12 protein-coding genes, 4 tRNA genes and 1 pseudogene are annotated in these 20891 nt (G+C 35.2%); 10 read left to right on the top strand and 7 right to left on the bottom strand.

Annotation, left to right across the window (positions count from 1 at the left end):
• Nucleotides 1-104: 104 nt before the first annotated feature.
• Together pntB and pntA are read right to left on the bottom strand one after the other, a co-directional pair.
• Nucleotides 105-1478: a Re/Si-specific NAD(P)(+) transhydrogenase subunit beta gene (pntB, locus tag KGI96_RS04410; RefSeq protein ID WP_211598240.1), complete on the bottom strand. Its 1374-nt coding sequence runs from the start codon at nucleotides 1476-1478 to the stop codon at nucleotides 105-107.
• 12 nt (nucleotides 1479-1490) lie between these two features.
• Nucleotides 1491-3017, bottom strand: coding sequence for a Re/Si-specific NAD(P)(+) transhydrogenase subunit alpha (pntA, locus tag KGI96_RS04405; RefSeq protein ID WP_211598238.1), 1527 nt, complete (start codon nucleotides 3015-3017; stop codon nucleotides 1491-1493).
• A 389-nt stretch (nucleotides 3018-3406) separates the two neighbouring features.
• On the opposite strand from pntA, the gene KGI96_RS04400 reads away from it, so the two are divergent.
• Both KGI96_RS04400 and KGI96_RS04395 read left to right on the top strand, forming a co-directional pair.
• On the top strand, nucleotides 3407-4573 hold the full coding sequence (locus KGI96_RS04400) for an AAA family ATPase (RefSeq protein WP_211598235.1): 1167 nt from the start codon (nucleotides 3407-3409) through the stop codon (nucleotides 4571-4573).
• A 4-nt stretch (nucleotides 4574-4577) separates the two neighbouring features.
• Nucleotides 4578-6647, top strand: a complete 2070-nt coding sequence (locus tag KGI96_RS04395; protein ID WP_211598232.1) for a hypothetical protein — start codon at nucleotides 4578-4580, stop codon at nucleotides 6645-6647.
• 74 nt (nucleotides 6648-6721) lie between these two features.
• Here the strand turns inward: KGI96_RS04395 and KGI96_RS04390 are convergent, their stop codons facing one another.
• Entirely contained in the window at nucleotides 6722-8632 is a 1911-nt protein-coding gene (locus tag KGI96_RS04390; protein ID WP_211598229.1) for an ABC transporter ATP-binding protein, read from the bottom strand.
• Nucleotides 8633-9731 (bottom strand): peptide chain release factor 2 gene (prfB, locus tag KGI96_RS04385; RefSeq protein ID WP_211598227.1). Its coding sequence is split into 2 segments (ribosomal slippage): nucleotides 8633-9655 and nucleotides 9657-9731, totalling 1098 coding nucleotides; the frame shifts between segments, so codons are not numbered across the junction.
• A 490-nt stretch (nucleotides 9732-10221) separates the two neighbouring features.
• Here prfB and nrdA point away from each other — a divergent pair.
• From nrdA to KGI96_RS04365, 4 genes and pseudogenes are all read left to right on the top strand, one after another.
• Nucleotides 10222-12492, top strand: a complete 2271-nt coding sequence (nrdA, locus tag KGI96_RS04380) for a class 1a ribonucleoside-diphosphate reductase subunit alpha (RefSeq protein ID WP_211598225.1) — start codon at nucleotides 10222-10224, stop codon at nucleotides 12490-12492.
• 273 nt (nucleotides 12493-12765) lie between these two features.
• Nucleotides 12766-14328, top strand: a complete 1563-nt coding sequence (locus tag KGI96_RS04375) for a glycerol-3-phosphate dehydrogenase/oxidase (RefSeq protein ID WP_211598222.1) — start codon at nucleotides 12766-12768, stop codon at nucleotides 14326-14328.
• 83 nt (nucleotides 14329-14411) lie between these two features.
• Nucleotides 14412-14570, top strand: a pseudogene (locus KGI96_RS04370) (IS3 family transposase); the annotation flags it as partial.
• Between the two features lie 371 nt (nucleotides 14571-14941).
• A complete protein-coding gene (locus KGI96_RS04365; RefSeq protein ID WP_211598218.1) occupies nucleotides 14942-15790 on the top strand; it encodes a co-chaperone YbbN in 849 nt (282 codons plus the stop codon).
• Nucleotides 15791-15971: 181 nt separating this feature from the next.
• Here KGI96_RS04365 and KGI96_RS04360 read toward each other — a convergent pair.
• The 3 genes from KGI96_RS04360 to KGI96_RS04350 all read right to left on the bottom strand — a co-directional run bounded on the left by KGI96_RS04360 (nucleotide 15972) and on the right by KGI96_RS04350 (nucleotide 16534).
• Nucleotides 15972-16047, bottom strand: a tRNA-Val gene (locus tag KGI96_RS04360).
• Nucleotides 16048-16223: 176 nt separating this feature from the next.
• A tRNA-Val gene (locus tag KGI96_RS04355) sits at nucleotides 16224-16299 on the bottom strand.
• Between the two features lie 159 nt (nucleotides 16300-16458).
• Nucleotides 16459-16534: transfer RNA gene (locus tag KGI96_RS04350), tRNA-Val, on the bottom strand.
• 171 nt (nucleotides 16535-16705) lie between these two features.
• Here KGI96_RS04350 and gltX point away from each other — a divergent pair.
• The 4 genes from gltX to KGI96_RS04330 all read left to right on the top strand — a co-directional run bounded on the left by gltX (nucleotide 16706) and on the right by KGI96_RS04330 (nucleotide 20839).
• On the top strand, nucleotides 16706-18148 hold the full coding sequence (gene gltX / locus KGI96_RS04345; RefSeq protein WP_213156565.1) for a glutamate--tRNA ligase: 1443 nt from the start codon (nucleotides 16706-16708) through the stop codon (nucleotides 18146-18148).
• 64 nt (nucleotides 18149-18212) lie between these two features.
• Nucleotides 18213-18288, top strand: a tRNA-Ala gene (locus tag KGI96_RS04340).
• A 433-nt stretch (nucleotides 18289-18721) separates the two neighbouring features.
• Nucleotides 18722-19930, top strand: a complete 1209-nt coding sequence (locus KGI96_RS04335; RefSeq protein ID WP_211598212.1) for a tyrosine-type recombinase/integrase — start codon at nucleotides 18722-18724, stop codon at nucleotides 19928-19930.
• A 534-nt stretch (nucleotides 19931-20464) separates the two neighbouring features.
• A complete protein-coding gene (locus KGI96_RS04330; RefSeq protein WP_211598209.1) occupies nucleotides 20465-20839 on the top strand; it encodes a hypothetical protein in 375 nt (124 codons plus the stop codon).
• Nucleotides 20840-20891: the final 52 nt, after the last annotated feature.

Genomic DNA, 20891 nt, shown 5'->3' with positions numbered 1-20891 from the left:
GAGAAAGGTAAGGATAAGGGGGTGTACTGTACAGAGTCTAATCAAGATAAAAAATGCCGCTATCTTCCAATAACGGCATTTCATTTTACTTTAAAACTCTTTGATTATAACGCTTTTAAAATGTCATCAACACGATCTTTCGCATCGCCGAATAACATTTGTGTGTTATCTTTAAAGAATAATGGGTTTTGAACCCCTGCATAGCCTACTGCCATTGAGCGTTTAAATACAATAACATTTGACGCATTCCACACTTCTAACACAGGCATTCCAGCGATTGGACTGTTTGGATCTTCCATTGCCGCTGGGTTTACTGTATCGTTTGCACCGATAACTAATACCACTTCTGTTGAAGATAAGTCATCGTTGATTTCGTCCATTTCAAGTACGATATCATAAGGCACTTTTGCCTCTGCTAATAACACGTTCATATGACCCGGCAAACGACCAGCAACTGGGTGGATTGCAAAGCGTACTTCAACGCCTAAATCACGTAAACGTTGCGTTAAATCTGCAACTGGATATTGTGCTTGTGCAACTGCCATTCCGTATCCCGGAGTGATAACCACAGAGCTTGCATTTTTAAGCATTTCAGCTACTTCTTCTGCGGTAGTTTCACGGTGTTCGCCTTGTTCTTCATCAGATGAAACTTGAACATCGTTACCAAATCCACCTGCGATTACGCTGATAAATGAGCGGTTCATTGCTTTACACATAATGTAAGAAAGGATCGCACCTGATGACCCTACTAATGCACCAGTGATGATAAGTAAGTCGTTGTTTAGCATAAAGCCTGCTGCCGCCGCTGCCCAACCAGAGTAAGAGTTTAGCATTGATACAACCACTGGCATATCTGCACCACCGATTGATGCTACTAAGTGCCAGCCGAAAGCAAGTGCGATAGCGGTCATCAATAACACAGGGAATAAGTTTTCAGGGTGTTTAATGAAAGCGATCATCAATAATGCTGAAACAACAAGTGCAGCTAAGTTTAGTTTGTGGCGATGTGGTAAAGTTAATGCTTTTGAATTTAATTTACCGTTTAATTTACCAAATGCAACTAATGAACCTGTGAAAGTTACCGCACCGATGAAGATACCTAAGAATACTTCAACATTATGAATATTTTCTAAAATAGGGCTTGATGCTTCGTGTAAACCGTAGCTGTTATAGCCCACTAATACTGCGGCTAGACCAACAAAACTATGTAAGATTGCAACCAATTCTGGCATTTCCGTCATTTCAACTTTTAATGCTTGGCGGATACCTAATGCACCACCGATAACCATTGCAATAATAATCCAGAATACACCTTGTGATTGTGGACCAAAGATAGTCACAAATAATGCAATTCCCATACCCACGATACCATACCAACAACCTGCTTTGGCTGTTTCGTGTTTAGAAAGCCCTGCTAAACTCATAATGAAAAGTAGAGCCGATATAATATAAGCAGCTTGTACAAAACCTAAAGACATATCGTTTTCTCCTTAACCTTTTCTGAACATTGCAAGCATACGTTGGGTAACTTTAAAGCCACCAAAAATATTGATACTTGCGACTAAAATTGCAATAAATGCAACGACACTAATAAATATACCACCTTGTGCGATCTGCAATAATGCCCCTACAATGATGATACCTGAAATTGCATTGGTTACTGCCATTAATGGTGTGTGCAATGCGTGGCTGACATTCCAAACCACATAATAACCTACAACACAAGCTAACACGAACACAGAAAAATGGGATAAAAATTCTTGTGGAGCAACAGAGGCTAAGCCTAAGAATGCAACTCCAGCAGCCGCCATTACACCATATTTGATACGAGGATCTTTTGGTTTCTCTTCTTTTTTCGCAACCGGTTCTTTTGCTTTTTGTTGTGGTTGAGCAGAAACTTTGATTGGTGGTGCTGGCCACGTGATTTCGCCATCACGAACAACAGTGACACCACGTTGAACCACATCATCAAAATCAATGTTGATATTGCCATCTTTTTCTTTACAAAGTAGTTTTAATAAATTAACTAAGTTTGTTCCGTAAAGTTGTGAGGATTGGGTTGGTAAACGACCCGGTAAATCAGTATAACCAATCACTTTTACTTGATTATCTGTGATAACCACTTCATCAGCTTTTGAATATTCACAGTTACCGCCTGTTGCTGCGGCTAAATCTACAATCACAGAACCTGGTTTCATTGAATCCACCATTTCTTTTGTGATTAAGCGAGGAGCAGGGCGACCTGGAATTAACGCTGTTGTGATAATAATATCGACTTCTTTTGCTTGCTCAGCATAAAGTTCTAAAGATTTTCTATTGAATTCTTCAGACATTACTTTTGCATAACCGTCAGAACTGACTTCTGTTTCTACATCAATTTCAAGGAAAGAAGCGCCCATACTTTCAACTTGTTCTTTGGTTTCAGGACGAGAATCAAAAGCACGAACGATTGCCCCTAAGCTACTTGCTGCACCAATGGCTGCAAGACCAGCAACACCAGCACCGATAACCAATACTTTCGCAGGTGGCACTTTACCCGCAGCAGTAATTTGACCAGTGAATAAGCTACCAAATTCGTGAGCGGCTTCAACCACTGCACGATAACCCGCAATGTTTGCCATTGAGCTTAACGCATCTAAGGCTTGAGCACGGGAAATACGAGGCACACTATCCATTGCCAGAACATTAATTTTTTTAGAAGAAAGTTTTTTCATTAGCTCTTCATTTTGAGCAGTCCAAATAAAGCTAACAAGGGTTGCCCCTTCTTTCATCAACGCAATTTCCTCGTCAGTAGGTGCGTTTACTTTAAAGATAATATCCGCATTCCATACTGTTTTTTGATCACCGACAGACGCACCTGCTTCTACAAATGCTTTGTCATCAAAACTTGCTTTAAAGCCAGCACCGTGTTCAACGATAACTTCAAAACCAAGTTTTAGGATCTGTGCAACGGTTTTAGGCGTTGCTGCTACACGATTTTCACCGCTTAACAGCTCCTTTGGTACACCAATAAGCATAAAGACTCCTTATAATAATAAAAAAATGACTAGTAATTAACCATTCTAAATGTTTTAGAAAAACAGTATAAATTTACCATTTTTTTGACTGAAAGTGTAAAATTTTGTAAAAGAAAATAATAATAAAATTGATAAAGGAAGAAATAGGGGATTATATTTAATTCTTAAGTCTCCTATTAAGATAAAATTCCTTCAACTATTTCTCTATGTTCTGTATTTTATACTCAAAAGATAAATATGCTCTAATAATTTTTGAGAGTATTTTCTTACTTTATCTTATGTAGTGTAGAGAATTTTTTACCCACTTTTGTTATTTGTAAATTCCTCTTGAAATACAATGCAAACATTGTACAATAATATTATTGTATTTTGTGGTTGAGAAGAAAGTAATGAAAATATTTGGTAGAAAAACATTTATTAAACATATTTGGCACATTTTAGAAGAAAATTCTATCTTACTTACAGCAGAACGTCGAATAGGAAAAACAGAAGTTTTAAAACAGTTAAGAGATGAGAGTAGAAATGATTATATTGTGATTTTTAGTGATTTAGAGGGGGTGAGTACTCCAGTAGAATTTGTAGAAGATATTCTACAAAAAATTAAAGATCATCGATGTTTAAAAGGGCAAGTTATAAGTTATTTCTCTAACTTGAGAAGATTATTTGATGGTGTAGAAATCTCCAATGTTATTAAAATCCCTAACAGCAAAGAAATGCAATGGAAAAAAGAATTAAAAAGCATTATTACTGAGATATGTAACAATAATCCTGATAAAAAAATTCTATTTTTATGGGATGAAATTCCTTATATGTTGAATAATATAAAAGAACAAAACTCAGACACTAATTTTAGCGTAGATATTTTAGATACGCTGAGAGAATTAAGACAGGAAAATAAAAACTTACGTATGATATATACGGGTTCTATTGGTATACATCACGTACTTTCAAAAGTTAAAACCAATGCGCCAATACAAAGTATTAATGATTTACATATTGAAAAACTATGTCCTATTTCAGATACTGATGCTATTGAAATGGCTCGTTATCGCTTTATTGAGGTAGAAAAACTAGCACCTGAAATTGATGATAACTTGCTACGAGAAATTTGCCAATTTTGTGATAATGTTCCTTATTATATTGAGAAAATGATCAAGTTTTTAGAAGAAATACCCTCTATACACAATATTGAAATACAATTACGACAATTATTACGTAACCATAGTAGTAATTTAAATTTGGAACACTTTCGTGCACGTTTAAAAGATTATTACTTAGGTGAAATAGCAGATGTCAATGGCAAGAGAACGCTTAAGCATACTTTGGCAAAATCATTATTAAATCATATTGCCGTAAATGAAAATACCAGTATTGATGAGTGTTTTTCTCAGCTTAAACTAGATTATGCATTCTCATTTGAACATCGAGATGAAATTATTGAATTACTTAGATTACTCACAGAAGATCACTACTTAATTAAAACAGATAAAGGTTATCAATTTGCCTTTTCTATGATTAGAAATTGGTGGATTGAAGCAGAAGGATTAGAAGGATAAATTTATGATAAAGAGTAAACACTTATCAGCTTATACGCCAAGTAATATGAGTCCTGAAACGTTAGAATTTATATTTGTACAACGCCATAAATTATTAGAAAAATCAGTTGGTTGGATAGAGGAAAGCTTATTGACGGATAAAAAAAATCATTTGCTATTTGTTGGTGCTAGAGGCAGTGGTAAAACCCATTTAATCACGATGATTATTAACCGCTTAAAAGTAAGTAAAAATTTAGATGATTTAGTGGTTATTTGGTTGGGTGAAGATGATGTTATTATGAGTTTAACCAGCTTTGCTTTAGCTATTATTAATAAAATGGCATCAACATATCCAATACGCTTTAATAATAAATGTTTGGAAGAAGCAAAGGGAAAAAATCCTGATGAAGTCGCCAATATCATTTTAGAAGATATTAAAAAACAAGCAGGTCATACTACCTTATTGATTGTTAAAGAAAATATGAGTGATGTTTTTTATGGATTAAAGGACTTAGGGCAAAAACGTTTACGTGCCTATTTACAAGAAAATAATCATATTAGTCTACTGGGGACTTCACAAAAACTGTTTGATGGTGTGTCATCACGCAATTCTGCATTTTGGGGATTTTTCGATATTCATCATCTAAACTCACTCAGTGTGAAAGAAGCATCACAACTTATTAGTAATATAGCTAAATTAAACCAAGATGATGAATTAGTTGATTTTCTTAACTCTTCACAAGGAAACTACCGTATTCGTGCTTTGCATTATTTAGCAGGGGGCAATCATCGGCTATATATTGAGCTGGCTAACTTTTTAACTAAAGCTTCATTAGATAATTTTGTTGATGCGATTACACAACTAGCCGATCATCTAACCCCTTATTTTCAAGAACGAATTCGCTCATTATCCCCTCAACAAGGAGCTATTATTCAAAAACTTTGTGAGTTAAACGGCGCCATTCAAGTTAAAGTTATTGCAGAAGCATTATTTATTGATGAACGAGCTGTCGCAAGCCAATTGCAAACACTTAAAGGAATGGGCTATGTTATTGTTCACAAAAGGGGAAGAGCAGCCTATTATGAAATTGCTGAACCTTTATTACGGCTATCTCTTGAAGTTAAAAACAATCATGGCAAACCTTTAAAAATTATTGCTTCGCTATTTAGGGCATGGTTTTCTGATAAAGAATTATTAGCAAATAGAGATAAAGGTAATCTTTTATTAAAAGAATATTGTCAAACAGCCTTGGAACAGAAAGAAATTTTAAATTATTTAGAATTTTCTATTTACAGTGATTTAAACAATAATAAGAAAAACTATAATAAAGTTATTAAATATCTTGATGAATTACTTTCTTACTCAGAAATAATTGGAAAAGAAGAGCATAAAGCTATTGCTTTATTAGGTCGTAGTGTAGCTTATTTAGAAAATGGTAATAAAAAACAAGCATTACATGATGTAACTCAACTAATAAAAACAAAAAATATATCTAATGAATGGATTATAAAAGCATTACAACTTAGAAGTATAATTTACTTACAACAAGAAAATATATCATTATGCTTATCCGACTTAGATAAAATTGAAAATTTTAAAGATATTCCTTTAGATATTAAATATTGGCTAATATTTCTAAAAGCAAAAATACACTATAGTCTATTAGATATAAAAAATGCTCGAAATAGTCTTAAAAAGGTTTTTTTAGAGATGGATAAAGAATCAGAAAATTATTTTGTCAAAAATGAATGGATTTTAGGTGCTATCTCTAAACTCGGTACAAATTATTGGAAAAAAGAAATTGAATTTTTATTGAGTCTATATGGTAAATATTGTTTTCTTTCTTATTTAGCCTCAGAATTGATTATTTCAATTCGTATATTTATTAACAATGAAACAATGCACTCTTCTTTTAGAAAATGGGCAGAATTATGGCGAGAAGCAAGCGCTACTTACCCAGAAATGCAACCTGCAATTGAGGCATTAAATGCTTCTGTTGAAGCTTTAGCAGTAGGTAATGATAAGCCATTATTTGTATTGCCAAAAGAAATACGAGAATTGATTTTGCCTATGTTTGAGGATAAATTAAACTAGCATATAACACTCTCTTTAAATAAGTAAAAAAATCCCATTATTTAAAATAATTTTGGGATTTTTTACTATAAAGACTAATTGAGTAGAACTTCTAACTCATCGTGGCACTCTAACCACTGCATTTCAACCTCTTCAAGTTGCTGTTTGGTTTTAACTTGTTGAGCCAATACTTCATTTAGTTTGGTTTTATTTTCTGTTTCATAAAGTGAACTATCACTTAATTGTTGTTCAATCTGAGAGAGAGTAGCGGTCAGTTTCTCTAAACTTTTTTCAAGTTTTTCAATTTTCTTACGCAGTGGAGCAGTTTGTTTACGCAATTCTGCCTCTTGGCGTTTTTGTTCTTTACGGTTTATGGCACTGTTTGATGTGTCAGTATAAGCGGTCTGATTTTGGGATCTTTTTACAAGTTCAAGCTGATTTTGTTCGTTGAGCCATTTTTGATAATCCTCTAAATCGCCCTTAAATTCATCCACTTTTTTGTTATGCACCAAATAAAATTCATCAACGGTACTACGCAATAAATGACGATCGTGCGATACCACCACAAGTGAGCCTTCATATTGTGTTAAGGCTTCGGTCAAGGCTTGTCGCATATCCAAATCCAAATGGTTGGTCGGTTCATCGAGTAATAATAAATTAGGGCGTTGCCATACAATTAAGGCTAACACCAAACGGGCTTTTTCGCCTCCTGAAAAACTTTTTACCGCTTGTTTGACTTTATCACCGTGAAAATCAAATCCACCTAAATAGTTTCTCAATTCTTGTTCCGTTTTTTCTGGGGCAATATGGGTCAAATGCCACAAAGCACTTTCTTCTACACGCAAGGTATCTACTTGATGCTGAGCAAAATAGCCTAGTTTTACGCCTTTTGCTAACTTAATTTTCCCAGTTTTAGGTGGTAGCTCTTCTGAAAGTAATTTGATTAAGGTTGATTTCCCTGCACCATTACGTCCTAATAAACCAATGCGAGAACCCGGAACTAAATTGAGTTTTACCGATTCTAAAATTGTTTTATCGCCATATCCTGCACTCACTTTTTCCATTGAAAGCAATGGACTAGGCAAAGATAACGGCGGACGGAATTCAAATGAAAATGGGCTATCGATATGTGCTGGTGCAATCATTTCCATTTTTTCTAGGGCTTTAATTCGACTTTGTGCCTGTTTTGCTTTGGTTGCTTTGGCTTTAAAGCGATCAATAAAGCTCTGCAAATGCTCGACTTTACGTTGCTGCTGCTGATACGCCGCATTTTGCTGGGCTAATTTAGTTGCTCGTTGAATTTCAAAAGAACTGTAATTTCCAGTGTATTCGTGTAACTGCTGATTTTCAATATGGATCACACGATTGATAATTGGATCTAAAAAATCCCTATCGTGTGAAATCAAAATCAACGTACCTTTATATTGCGTCAGCCAACGCTCTAACCAAATGACCGCATCTAAATCCAAATGGTTAGTCGGTTCATCGAGTAACAATAAATCACTGCGGCAAAGTAACGCCTGAGCTAAATTCAAACGCATACGCCAGCCACCTGAAAAGGCTTTCACTGGCTCATCAAGTTGTTCTGTGCTAAAACCTAAACCATTTAACAAGGTTGCGGCACGAGATTGAATTGTCCACGCATCAATGGTATCTAATTGAGCGTGAATGGTTGCGATTAAATGCCCATCATTATCCAAATTTGCTTGCTCTAAGGCTTTGTTCAGCTCGGTATATTGACGATCCCCTAAAATCACATAATCCAACGCAGAAATATCAAGGGCTGGCGTTTCTTGATTTACCCAAGAAATTGACCAACTATTTGGATATTTCGCCTCGCCACCTTCTGGGGTAAATTCATTTTTCAGCAAGCCCAATAAAGACGATTTCCCACAGCCATTTTTACCGACAAGACCAACTTTTTGTCCTGTATGAATAACGGCATTAGAATGTACTAAAAGATCTGCTTGCCCACGTTTTAAGGTTAGATCGGTAAAATAAATCATTTACAACCCAGCCTTTAAACTTGCTTCAATAAAGCGATCCAAATCGCCATCTAGCACCGCTTGGGTATTGCGATTTTCAACGCCTGTGCGTAAATCTTTGATACGGCTGTCATCAAGTACATAAGAACGAATTTGACTGCCCCAACCGATATCTGATTTACTTTCTTCAAGGGCTTGTTTTTCGGCATTTTGTTTCTGCATTTCTAATTCAAATAATTTTGCACGCAGTTGTTTCATTGCACTGTCTTTATTTTGGTGCTGTGAGCGTCCGTTTTGACATTGCACCACTGTGTTTGTCGGTAAGTGGGTAATACGCACTGCCGATTCCGTTTTATTGACGTGCTGACCACCCGCCCCTGATGCTCGATAAACGTCAATACGTAAATCGGCAGGGTTGATGTCAATCTCAATATTGTCGTTGATTTCAGGGTAAATAAATGCCGCACTAAATGAGGTATGACGGCGGTTATTTGAGTCAAACGGGCTTTTACGTACTAGGCGATGAATCCCTGTTTCAGTTCGCAACCAACCAAAAGCATATTCGCCAGATACTTTAACCGTTGCCGATTTTAAGCCAGCCACATCGCCGTCTGAAACTTCGATCAATTCAGTTTTAAAGCCTTTGCTTTCTGCCCAACGTAGATACATACGGAGCAACATTTCTGTCCAGTCTTGGGCTTCTGTTCCACCTGAACCTGCTTGTAAATCAATGTAGCAATCGTTCGGATCGTTCTCGCCACTAAACATACGACGGAATTCTAATTTTGCTAATTTTTGTTCTAATGTATCCGCTTCTTGTGTTGCTTCATTGAAGGTGTCTTCGTCTTCCATTTCAACTGCAAGATCAAGTAATCCTTCAATATCATCAACACCTTGTTCTAATTCTTTGATTGTGTTGATAATTTCTTCTAAGGCGACTCGCTCTTTCCCTAAGGCTTGGGCTTTTTCAGGATTATTCCAAACCTCTGGTTGCTCTAATTCTGCATTTACTTCTTCTAAACGCTCTACTTTGACATCAAAGTCAAAGATACCCCCTGATAACTTGGGTGCGTTCGGTTAGGTCTGCAAGTTGAGTTCTAATTGGGTTTAATTCAAACATTTTTATTCCTTCATAATAATTTGGTAGAGATCCGATATATATCAGTCTCGATTTTTTAGATGATAGATTGCATTAAGTCTGTATTAAGTAAGACTTAGTCTTCTTAATTTCTGTCTAATTCTATCATTGTTGTAATAAAAAATATATTTTTCTGGGAGAGTATTGATGTTAATACAATTTATAGTCTGATATGTATTCAATATATAAATAAATTTACTAATAATTTCATCTTTTATTTTATCTTTATAGTTTCTTAAGCGGTAAGATAATAAGAAAAATTTGCAAAAAAAACTTGATTTTTGTTAAGTTATTAATCTTTCAGCAGAAGTTAAATTTATTAAATTTTTACGTGAGCATTTTTATCATTTTATGCTAATATTATTCTACTTATTTTGAAGTTATATTTTGATAATTTAAAGTTAACTTTTAATAACCTTATGATTTTAATAAATAAATTTATATAAATAGCGATTGAAAAGGAAATAATTAAATGACAAATACGTTAATGGTAACCAAACGTGATGGTAAGCAAGAACCAATTAATTTAGACAAAATCCATCGTGTCATTACGTGGGCAGCGGAAGGGCTGAATAATGTGTCGGTATCTCAAGTTGAGTTACGAGCACATATTCAATTTTATGAAGGTATTCGTACTTCAGATATTCACGAAACTATTATTAAATCAGCCGCAGATTTAATCAGCAAAGAAACACCTGATTATCAATATTTGGCAGCTCGTCTTGCGGTATTCCATTTACGTAAAAAAGCCTATGGGCATTTTGATCCTCCTCGTTTATATGATCACGTTAAAAAATTAGTGCGAATGAACAAATATGATAATGCACTACTAATGGATTATTCTCGTGAAGAGTGGGATGAAATGGATAGCTATTTAGATCACTGGCGAGATATGAATTTTTCTTATGCTGCAGTAAAACAGTTAGAAGGAAAATATTTAGTACAAAACCGTGTGACGGGTGAAATTTATGAATCAGCACAGTTTTTATATTTGCTAGTCGCAGCAAGTTTATTTGCCCAATATCCAAAAGAAACCCGTTTGGATTATGTGAGACGTTTTTATGATGCAACTTCTACTTTTAAGATTTCATTACCAACACCAATTATGTCAGGGGTACGTACTCCAACTCGTCAATTTAGTTCGTGTGTGTTGATTGAATGTGCAGATAGTTTAGACTCTATCAATGCGACTTCATCGGCTATTGTAAAATATGTTTCTCAGCGTGCAGGAATTGGTATCAATGCAGGGGCAATTCGAGCATTAGGTAGTCAAATACGTGGTGGAGAAGCTTTCCATACGGGTTGTATTCCTTTTTATAAGCATTTTCAAACAGCGGTTAAATCTTGCTCACAAGGTGGTGTACGTGGTGGTGCGGCAACAGTTTATTATCCATTTTGGCATTTAGAAGTAGAAAGTTTATTAGTACTTAAAAATAACCGTGGGGTTGAAGATAACCGTGTTCGCCATTTAGATTACGGTGTACAGCTTAATAAAACAATGTATCAACGTTTGATTAAAGGTGGCAATATTATGTTATTTAGCCCTTCTGACGTTGAAGGTTTATATGAAGCATTCTTTGCGGATCAAGATAAATTTGAAGCACTTTATACCAAATATGAGCAAGATCCAACTATTCGTAAACGTTCAATTAAAGCGGTGGAATTGTTTTCATTGTTAATGCAAGAGCGTGCTTCAACAGGGCGTATTTATATTCAAAATGTGGATCACTGTAATACTCATTCACCTTTTGATCCAAAAGTGGCTCCTGTGCGTCAATCTAACTTATGTTTAGAAATTGCACTACCAACCAAACCGTTAGAACATCTTCACGATGAAAAAGGCGAAATTGCATTATGTACTCTTTCTGCTTTCAATTTAGGTAAAATTGAAAATCTTGATGAATTAGAAAACTTGGCAGATCTTGCAGTACGAGCTTTAGATGCGTTGTTAGATTATCAAGATTATCCAGTGATAGCTGCTCGTATAAGTTCATTAGCTCGCCGTTCATTAGGTATTGGCGTGATTAACTTCGCTTACTATTTAGCAAAAAATGGTGTGCGTTATTCAAATGGTAGTGGCAATAATTTAACACACCGTACCTTTGAGGCAATTCAGTATTATTTATTAAAAGCGTCAATGAATTTAGCAAAAGAGCAGGGGGCGTGTGAATATTTTAATGAAACCACTTATGCACAAGGTATTTTACCTATTGATACTTATAAAAAAACGGTTGATACTTTAACTCAGGAACCATTACATTATGATTGGGAAGGTTTACGTAAGGATATTCAAGAATTTGGGTTACGTAATTCAACATTAACAGCATTGATGCCATCGGAAACATCATCACAGATTTCAAATGCGACTAATGGTATTGAGCCTCCACGTGGTTATGTCAGTATAAAAGCCTCGAAAGATGGTATTTTAAAACAGGTAGTACCTGATTATGAAAATCTAGGTCCTAATTATGAATTATTGTGGGATATGCCAAATAATGACGGTTATCTACAATTAGTAGGTATTATGCAAAAATTTGTGGATCAAGCAATTTCTGCGAATACTAATTACGATCCGCAAAAATTTGTAGATGGTAGAGTACCAATGAAACAGCTTTTAGCAGACTTGCTTACAGCGTATAAATATGGTTTAAAAACCTTATATTATCAGAATACTCGTGATGGTGCTGATGATCAACAAAATGATCTGGATGATGGTTGTGAAGGTGGAGCCTGTAAGATCTAGGTACTTTAAGCGGTATCATTTTACTTAAAATTTACAATTTTTATAAAATGCAGTAAAGATAAATATTGATTTGTCTTTACTGCATTTTTTTATATTTTCTTTCCTTTAAATATGTATGTATAACGCTATAACATAAGTATTTATTTAATTAATTTTCTAAAACGCTCAAATTATTTGTGATTAGCATCACAAAAATAAGTAAAAATGGTTGTTTTTGGTTTTTTTATGGATTATTTTATTCTTTAGAAATTATTTTTTGTGGAGAACAACATTATGAAAAGAGTAGAGCTAGTACAAAATATTGAAACAACAGATACTTGGGACGTCATTGTTATCGGTGGTGGTGCAACAGGATTGGGCGTTGCATTAGACGCTGTTACTCGTGGTTACTCAACATTATTATTAGAAGCAAATGACTTTGCAAAAGGAACATCAAGTCGTTCAACGAAATTAGTTCACGGTGGGGTGCGTTATTTAGCACAAGGTAATGTAGCCTTAGTGCGTGAAGCATTAAGAGAACGTGGTCGTTTAGCAAAAAACGCCCCTCATTTATTTAAAACGCAATCTTTTATTATTCCTGGGGAAAAATGGTGGACAGCACCTTACTATACTTTTGGGTTAATGATTTATGACTTATTAGCAGGAAAATTAAGTATTGGTCATACAAGTTATGTATCAAAAGACGAATCTCGTCAACGTTTAAAAGGCGTAAAAGCGAGTAAATTAAATGCAGGTGTTTGCTATTATGACGGTCAATTTGATGATGCACGTTTAGCAACAACATTAGCACAATCTATTGTCGATAATGGCGGTACAGTATTAAATTATTGCCGTGTTACAGATTTACAAAAAAATGCAGCAGGTAAAGTAAGCGGTGTTTGTTGTAAAGATACGATTAGTGGTAAAGAATATACTTTAAAAGCAAAAGCGGTTGTGAATGCAACGGGGGTATTTGCGAATGATATTATGGCGATGGACGAACCAGGTAGCAAAGCACGTATCGTACCAAGTCAAGGTATTCACTTGGTGTTAGATCGTGAGTTCTTACCAAATGATGATGCGTTAATGGTACCAAAAACTAGCGATGGCCGTGTGTTATTTGCTGTGCCTTGGCATAATAAAATCGTAGTTGGAACAACGGATACTTTAGTAAAAGATGCGGATTATGAGCCAAAACCAATCGATCAAGAAGTACAATTTATTTTAGATACGGCAAAAGATTATTTAACTAAAGCACCAACACGTGAAGATGTTCGCAGTGTGTTTGCTGGTTTACGTCCACTTGCTGCACCAAAAGAAGAAGGCAAATCAACCAAAGAAGTGTCTCGTAGCCATAAAGTGGAAGTGTCAGATTCAGGCTTAGTGCATATTCTTGGTGGTAAATGGACAACGTATCGTCAAATGGCAGAAGATACTGTTGATGCAGTAATCAAAAATGGTCTAATTTCAGAGAGACCTTGTAAAACAGTAGATTTACATTTGCACGGTTATGACAAAGATGTTCACTTAGATGATTCTCCATTATCACCTTATGGCACGGATGCTAAAGAGATTAAAGCGCTTGCACAAAGTGATGAAAAATTAGCAGAATTAATTCATAAAGACCACCCTTATATTTACGCACAAGTAAAATGGGCAATGGATAATGAATTAGCGAGCACGTTAGAAGACGTGTTAGCAAGAAGAATACGTTTACTCTTCCTTGACGCTCGTGCAGCAGAGGAAGTGGCTCAAAGTGTGGCTGAGTTTATGGCATTACACTTAGGCTGGAATGAAGAACGTGTAAACCAAGAAGTAAGTACATTTACTCAATTAGTTAAACAGTACTTATTATAATGTAATTGAGGGCTGGCGTTTGTTAGCCCTTTTTATTAAAACTGTCCCATCCTAAAATAAGTTTACATAAAAGGAACTTATTTATGGAAAAAGCAAAAAATAAAAGGGTAAAATGTACGCAACGTGATTATATATTTGGCTTTAAATTAGCCGTTATTGATTTAGTTGAAAAAGATGAGATAACCTATAAACAAGTACAAAAACATTACGGGATACAAGGTAAAAGTACTGTTTTAATATGGTGACGAAAATATAGTACACTAGATTAGAGTAAACCATATTATAGGGTACCATCAATGTCTAAAACAGAAATATCAGCACAAAAGATAAAACGTCTTGAACGAGAACTTTCAGATTTTAGGACGATATACTAGATGGGAAGAATTGATGGTATTTTTGAATTATTCTGTTGAAATGATAACAATTATTTACACGAAAAATCTGATTGAGAATTTAAATGGTAACAAGGATAACCCTGAACCTTATTTTAGAACTTACACACTTTTGGGTATAGAGCCTGTTTAATAAACCATTATTTAAAATCGAACTACACATCATTTTTGATTTTCTGTTAGAATTTGCAAAATATATTATTTAACTAACCGCTTATACTATGAATTATATTATCAATATCAATGAAAACAACTTAACAGAAGTGTTACAAATGACAGCAACAACTCCTGCTGTCTTTCACTTTACTTCCTCAAATGAACCCTACTCTATTGAGTTAGAAGGGATATTAAAAAGGCTATCAGAAGAGTATTCAGAGCAGTTTATACTTGCAATAATTAATTGTGATGAACAACCAATGGTTGCTGCTCAATTTCGTTTACAAGCCATTCCAACCACTTATTTTTTCTATGAAGGACAGCCAGTAGATGCTATTTTAGAACCTATTAGTGAACAAGAATTACGTATCCGCTTAGCCAATATCTTACCGAAAGAAGAGGAATTAAAATTTAATGAAGCTTTAACTCTTTTACAAAATGAAGAGTTTGATAAAGCATTACCTCTATTAAAATCAGCGTGGGAACTTACAGATAAGAAAAACAGTGATTTTGGATTACTGTATGCAGAAACTTATATTGCAATGAAAATAGTGGAAGCAGCAAAAGATATTTTAGCTCAAATTCCACTACAAGATCGAGATAGCCGCTGGCAAGGATTACAAGATCAAATTTTATTATTAGAGCAAGCCGCAGACTCTCCAGAAATTCAGCAACTACAAAATGACTATAATAAAAAGAAAACCCCAGAAATAGCCATTAAATTAGCAATCCAATTACATCAAGTATCAAGAAATGAAGAGGCTTTGACCCTATTATTTGATTGGTTAAAACAAGATTTGACCATTTCAAATGGAGAAGTTCGTTCTCAATTTTTATCTATTCTATCCGCAATGGGGAATAATGATCCATTAGTGCCAAAATTTAGACGACAACTATATTCACTGTTGTATTAATTGATGGTATTAGGGTAATAATAAATAGTGGTCAAAAATTTTTTTGATCATTATTTTTATCAGAAGCACAATAATGTAGCGGGTACATTATATAAAAAATTTGCAAAAAATTGCTAATATCATACCGCTTGTAGCAGTAATAAAATATGAATTGAATAGGGCAGTGTTAATAATAAAGAAGTGGTGGGCGATACCGGTCTCGAACCAGTGACCCCCTCCTTGTAAGGGAGGTGCTCTCCCAACTGAGCTAATCGCCCTTTAATTCTTAAATTTTTTTGTTTCTACTTTGTCAAATTTATTTGACATACTTATGTATGCCTGCATAAATTTTCCTAGTATAAACTTCAAAATTTAATTTCAAAGGTATTCTTTAAATTAGGTTATTTAAAGAATTATTTAGAATAAAAAGGCACTTTAATGTTGGTAAAAAAAGTGGTGGGCGATACCGGTCTCGAACCAGTGACCCCCTCCTTGTAAGGGAGGTGCTCTCCCAACTGAGCTAATCGCCCTTTTAATTCTAAATTTTCTTGTTTCTGCGTTGTCAAATTTATTTGACATACTTATGTATGCCTGCATAAATTTTCCTAGCATAAACTTCAAAATTTAACCTTAAAAATATTCAAGATTAAAATTCTCAACAGTGGCACTTTAATGTTGGTTAAAAAAAGTGGTGGGCGATACCGGTCTCGAACCAGTGACCCCCTCCTTGTAAGGGAGGTGCTCTCCCAACTGAGCTAATCGCCCGCTGTTGTGAGGTTGAATTATAGAGATCTAATCTTTTCAGTCAATCAATTTTTGTAAAAAAAAGTTTGTTTGTTTTAAAAATCATCAAAAAAGTAAATTTTTTACTATTATTCGCCATTTTGCGTAGTAGAATAGTAAAATATTTTATTTGAAACTAATAGGTTATTTATAATGCAAATTGAAAATCTTTTCCCTTTTGATCCAAATGTAAAAGTGCGAACTCGTTTCGCACCAAGTCCAACAGGTTATTTGCACGTGGGAGGTGCAAGAACAGCACTTTATTCTTGGCTTTATGCTAAACATAATAATGGTGAATTTGTACTTCGTATTGAAGATACGGATTTAGAACGTTCAACGCCAGAAGCAACAGCGGCTATCATTGAAGGTATGGCGTGGTTAAATCTAGCGTGGGAACACGTACCTTTCTACCAAACAAAGCGTTTTGATCGTTATAATAAGGTTATTGATCAAATGTTAGAGCAAGGGCTAGCTTATCGCTGCTACTGTTCAAAAGAACGTTTAGAAGCATTACGTGAAGAGCAAGAAGAAAATAAAGAAAAACCTCGTTACGATAGACATTGTTTAAATGGGCATAATCATTCTGCTGATGAACCTCACGTGGTGCGTTTCAAAAACCCAACGGAAGGTTCGGTTATTTTTGATGATGCTGTACGTGGTACGATTGAAATTAAAAACAGTGAGCTAGATGATTTAATTATTCGTCGTACTGATGGCTCGCCAACCTATAACTTCTGTGTAGTTGTTGATGATTGGGATATGGGGATTACTCACGTGGTACGTGGCGAAGATCATATCAATAACACCCCTCGTCAAATCAATATTTTAAAAGCATTAAATGCACCCGTACCAACTTATGCACATGTTTCAATGATTAACGGTGATGACGGTAAGAAATTATCCAAACGTCACGGAGCGGTAAGCGTAATGCAATACCGTGATGAAGGTTATTTACCAGAAGCATTAGTCAACTATTTAGTGCGTTTAGGCTGGGGACAAGGCGATCAGGAAGTTTTCTCTGTGGAAGAGATGATCAATTTATTTGAATTAGATCACGTGAGCAAATCAGCGAGTGCATTTAATACTAAGAAATTACAATGGCTAAACCAACATTACATTAAAACCTTAGATCCTAGCTATGTAGCAAAACATTTAGATTGGCATATGAAAGATCAACATATTGATTATTCAAAGGGTCCAAAATTAGAAGAGGTGATTACTGCTTTGGCAGAGCGTAGCGTAACGTTAAAAGAAATGGCAACTGCAAGCCGTTACTTCTTTGAAGATTTTAATGAATATGATGAAAAAGCAGCGAATAAAAACTTTAAACCAGCGGCGGTTGAACCACTTGCAAAATTGTTAGAAAAACTGACCGCTCTAGAAGAGTGGACAGTTGAAAATATTCACAATGTAATGAATACAACGGCAACAGAACTTGAAGTTGGAATGGGTAAAGTAGGAATGCCATTCCGTTTAGCAGTAACAGGTTCAGGACAATCGCCATCAATGGATTTAACGGCTTATTTAGTGGGTAAAGAACGTACACTTAAGCGTATTCAGAAAGCTATTTGCTTTATTAATGCTCAAAACGTCTAATTTTCTATTGACATAAAAAACGCTGGGTATTATTATCCCTAGCGTTTTCTTTTCAGAAAAACGTGGGGATATAGCTCAGTTGGGAGAGCGCTTGAATGGCATTCAAGAGGTCGTCGGTTCGATCCCGATTATCTCCACCAAATCCTTAAATCATACCGCCCCAAACTACCTCACAAACCCTTTAATACCAATGCTTTAAACCCTTTTAATTGCCTCAGATTAAATCATACTAACCCACCATAACGCAAGAAAAAAGTACCCAAATAAGTACCCAAACGCTATACTTACCTCAGTAGATAGAGAATTGTAAAAAATACGTGGGTACTAAATACGCCTAAATCCCTTGCATACCAATGCTTACGGCGTTTTGCTTAAAAATTAATCCGAATGGATTTTTTACAAAAAACGTTTGTTTTGGATTGGGCTTTAAGCCTTATGTAGCAATGGTTTAAAGGGATTTTTGTTTATTTAAAATTTGGGTACTTTTAAAAAATGGACATTTGGGTACTTTTGAGGGTTTTTAATTAAATTTGGGTACTTTTTTAAATCACGTGGGTACTTTTGGTGGAAGTTATGGCAAAACTAAACAATTTAACAAATACACAGATAGAGAGAGCGAAAGCAACAAGCAGGGTTCAAATTCTTAATGATGGGCAAGGTTTATTTTTGGAAATCAAGCCAACAGGGACTAAGGCTTTTAGATTTAGGTATAATCAACCTATTACAAAGAAAAGAACTAAGATAACGATAGGCAACTATCCAGCGGTTACACTCGCACAAGCAAGAAAGCATAAGGACGAATACCTTACTTTGTTATCCAAAGGTATTGACCCTCAGACCTACCGTCAAAAGCTACAGACTGATTTGCTTGCACAAGCAAGTAATACATTCCTTGCGGTTGCTAATAAGTGGAAAGAAAAGAAACGCCACGAAGTGATGGAGCTTACTTTAAGTAAGTATTGGCGGAGCTTAGAACTCCACGTATTGCCAACTCTTGCCAACGTTCCTATTACAGATATTAAACCGCCCTTAGTGATTGCTATTTTAGAAAAGCGTACTCCTGATATGTCTCATAGGTTAAATGGCTATATCAATGATATTCTTAATTATGCGGTTAATAGTGGATTGCTTGAATATAATCCTTGTATGCGAGTAAGTGCGACCTTAAAACCCATTAATAAAAGCAATAACCCTCATATCGATATCGAAGAATTACCAGCGTTTTTATTGGACTTAAAAAGAGCGACTATTCATATTCAAACCAAAGCCGTTATATTGTTTCAACTTCTTACAATGACACGACCAAATGAAGCCGTTACGGCTGAATGGGCTGATTTTGATTTTAAAGCTAGGTTATGGACTATTCCACCAGAAAGAATGAAGCAAAGGAAGATACATACAATCCCGCTATCTGATGAAGTCATTGAGATATTAGACCTAATGAGACCTCTTACAGGGCGTTATAAGTACGTCTTTCCTTTGCTTAGTGATGCTACTCGCCCAATGAATGAAAGTACCTCTAATAATGCGATTAAGAAGAGTATAGGACACAATGGTAAATACAAAGGACGGCAAACGGCTCACGGATTAAGAGGATTAGCAAGAACCTATTTTGCTGATATAGGTATTCAACACGAACACGCAGAAGCGTGCTTATCTCATAAAGTGGGTAGTGCGGTAAGCCTTGCTTATAATCATTCTACATACTTAGAGCAAAGAAAAGAAATAATGGCATTATGGGGGCGTTTTATTAAAGAATGCTCGAATAATGAATTATTTTAGGTAATTTTACAAAGCACTTGCCGAGCAGTTAGAAATCACTGATAATATACACAGTATTTAATAATATTCAAATTTGAGTGGCTAGGCGTGGACTAATTACCCAAGCCGAAAAAGTAAAACCCTATTTTTACCCGCCACTCTTTCCGCTAAATAGGGCAACGTATAGGGGCGTTTATGATTGATATACAAGCCGATTTGACAGTTTTAAAACAAGCACGGGAAAATAAATATATTTCTTTTGTAGTACTATTTTAACAGCTTAAAGAGGACAATCCCGCACTCTCTTATTCTGATATAGCCTACTGGTTAAGCAGGAAATTAGAGAAAAATAACCCGAATTTATTAGACCCCCCGCCAATAGATGATGAAGAGGGGGAAAAGTGGGCGAATGCTTACGGTATACATTCTTTTTGGGGTAGCAATTTTAATAATGTACTTGAGGAACTAAAGCCCGCTCCTTATTACTTTTTATTTGACCTTTTAGAAGATATTAAAGACAACTTTTATAATCTTGATTTGCCCGAGGGTACGGGGGTGCTACGCTATTTAAATGATTTTAACCTTGATAAATTTTATGATTTGGGCGGATTGTATTTGGATAGGGACAGGTTAGAGTATTTTTTAAAATACTCACTAAAGAATAAAGCACAAAGTGAACCTTCCCAACAATTACAGTGTAGCGGACAGCCAAGACAAGAAAGACTAAGCGAAGCTAATAGGGTTATTTTCTCCCTTGCTTGCTATAAGGTTTTTGGTAGTGAGGATTTAACAGGATATTCAACGAATAAGATAAAAGATATTATCAATGCCGAACTAATGAAAATAGGTTGTAAAGAGGTGTCTTATAACACCATTGATAACCTTATTAAGAATAACCCATCGAGCATAAAATTCCCCGCCAAAAAATAACCCAAATTTTCAATTAAGCCCTTATTTATTTCTCAATTAAGGGCTTTTTTTC

The sequence above is a fragment of the Phocoenobacter atlanticus subsp. cyclopteri genome (genome assembly GCF_018343795.1).
Taxonomy (GTDB): domain Bacteria; phylum Pseudomonadota; class Gammaproteobacteria; order Enterobacterales; family Pasteurellaceae; genus Phocoenobacter; species Phocoenobacter atlanticus.
This window is presented reverse-complemented; position numbering and strand designations above follow the sequence as displayed.

Excerpts from the sequence above, each read along its gene's own strand:
- pntB (WP_211598240.1), bottom strand. The coding sequence starts at position 1,478 with ATGTCTTTAGGTTTTGTACAAGCTGCTTATATTATATCGGCTCTACTT.
- pntA (WP_211598238.1), bottom strand. The coding sequence starts at position 3,017 with ATGCTTATTGGTGTACCAAAGGAGCTGTTAAGCGGTGAAAATCGTGTA.
- KGI96_RS04400 (WP_211598235.1), top strand. The coding sequence starts at position 3,407 with ATGAAAATATTTGGTAGAAAAACATTTATTAAACATATTTGGCACATT.
- KGI96_RS04395 (WP_211598232.1), top strand. The coding sequence starts at position 4,578 with ATGATAAAGAGTAAACACTTATCAGCTTATACGCCAAGTAATATGAGT.
- KGI96_RS04390 (WP_211598229.1), bottom strand. The coding sequence starts at position 8,632 with ATGATTTATTTTACCGATCTAACCTTAAAACGTGGGCAAGCAGATCTT.
- nrdA (WP_211598225.1), top strand. The coding sequence starts at position 10,222 with ATGACAAATACGTTAATGGTAACCAAACGTGATGGTAAGCAAGAACCA.
- KGI96_RS04375 (WP_211598222.1), top strand. The coding sequence starts at position 12,766 with ATGAAAAGAGTAGAGCTAGTACAAAATATTGAAACAACAGATACTTGG.
- KGI96_RS04365 (WP_211598218.1), top strand. The coding sequence starts at position 14,942 with ATGAATTATATTATCAATATCAATGAAAACAACTTAACAGAAGTGTTA.
- gltX (WP_213156565.1), top strand. The coding sequence starts at position 16,706 with ATGCAAATTGAAAATCTTTTCCCTTTTGATCCAAATGTAAAAGTGCGA.
- KGI96_RS04335 (WP_211598212.1), top strand. The coding sequence starts at position 18,722 with ATGGCAAAACTAAACAATTTAACAAATACACAGATAGAGAGAGCGAAA.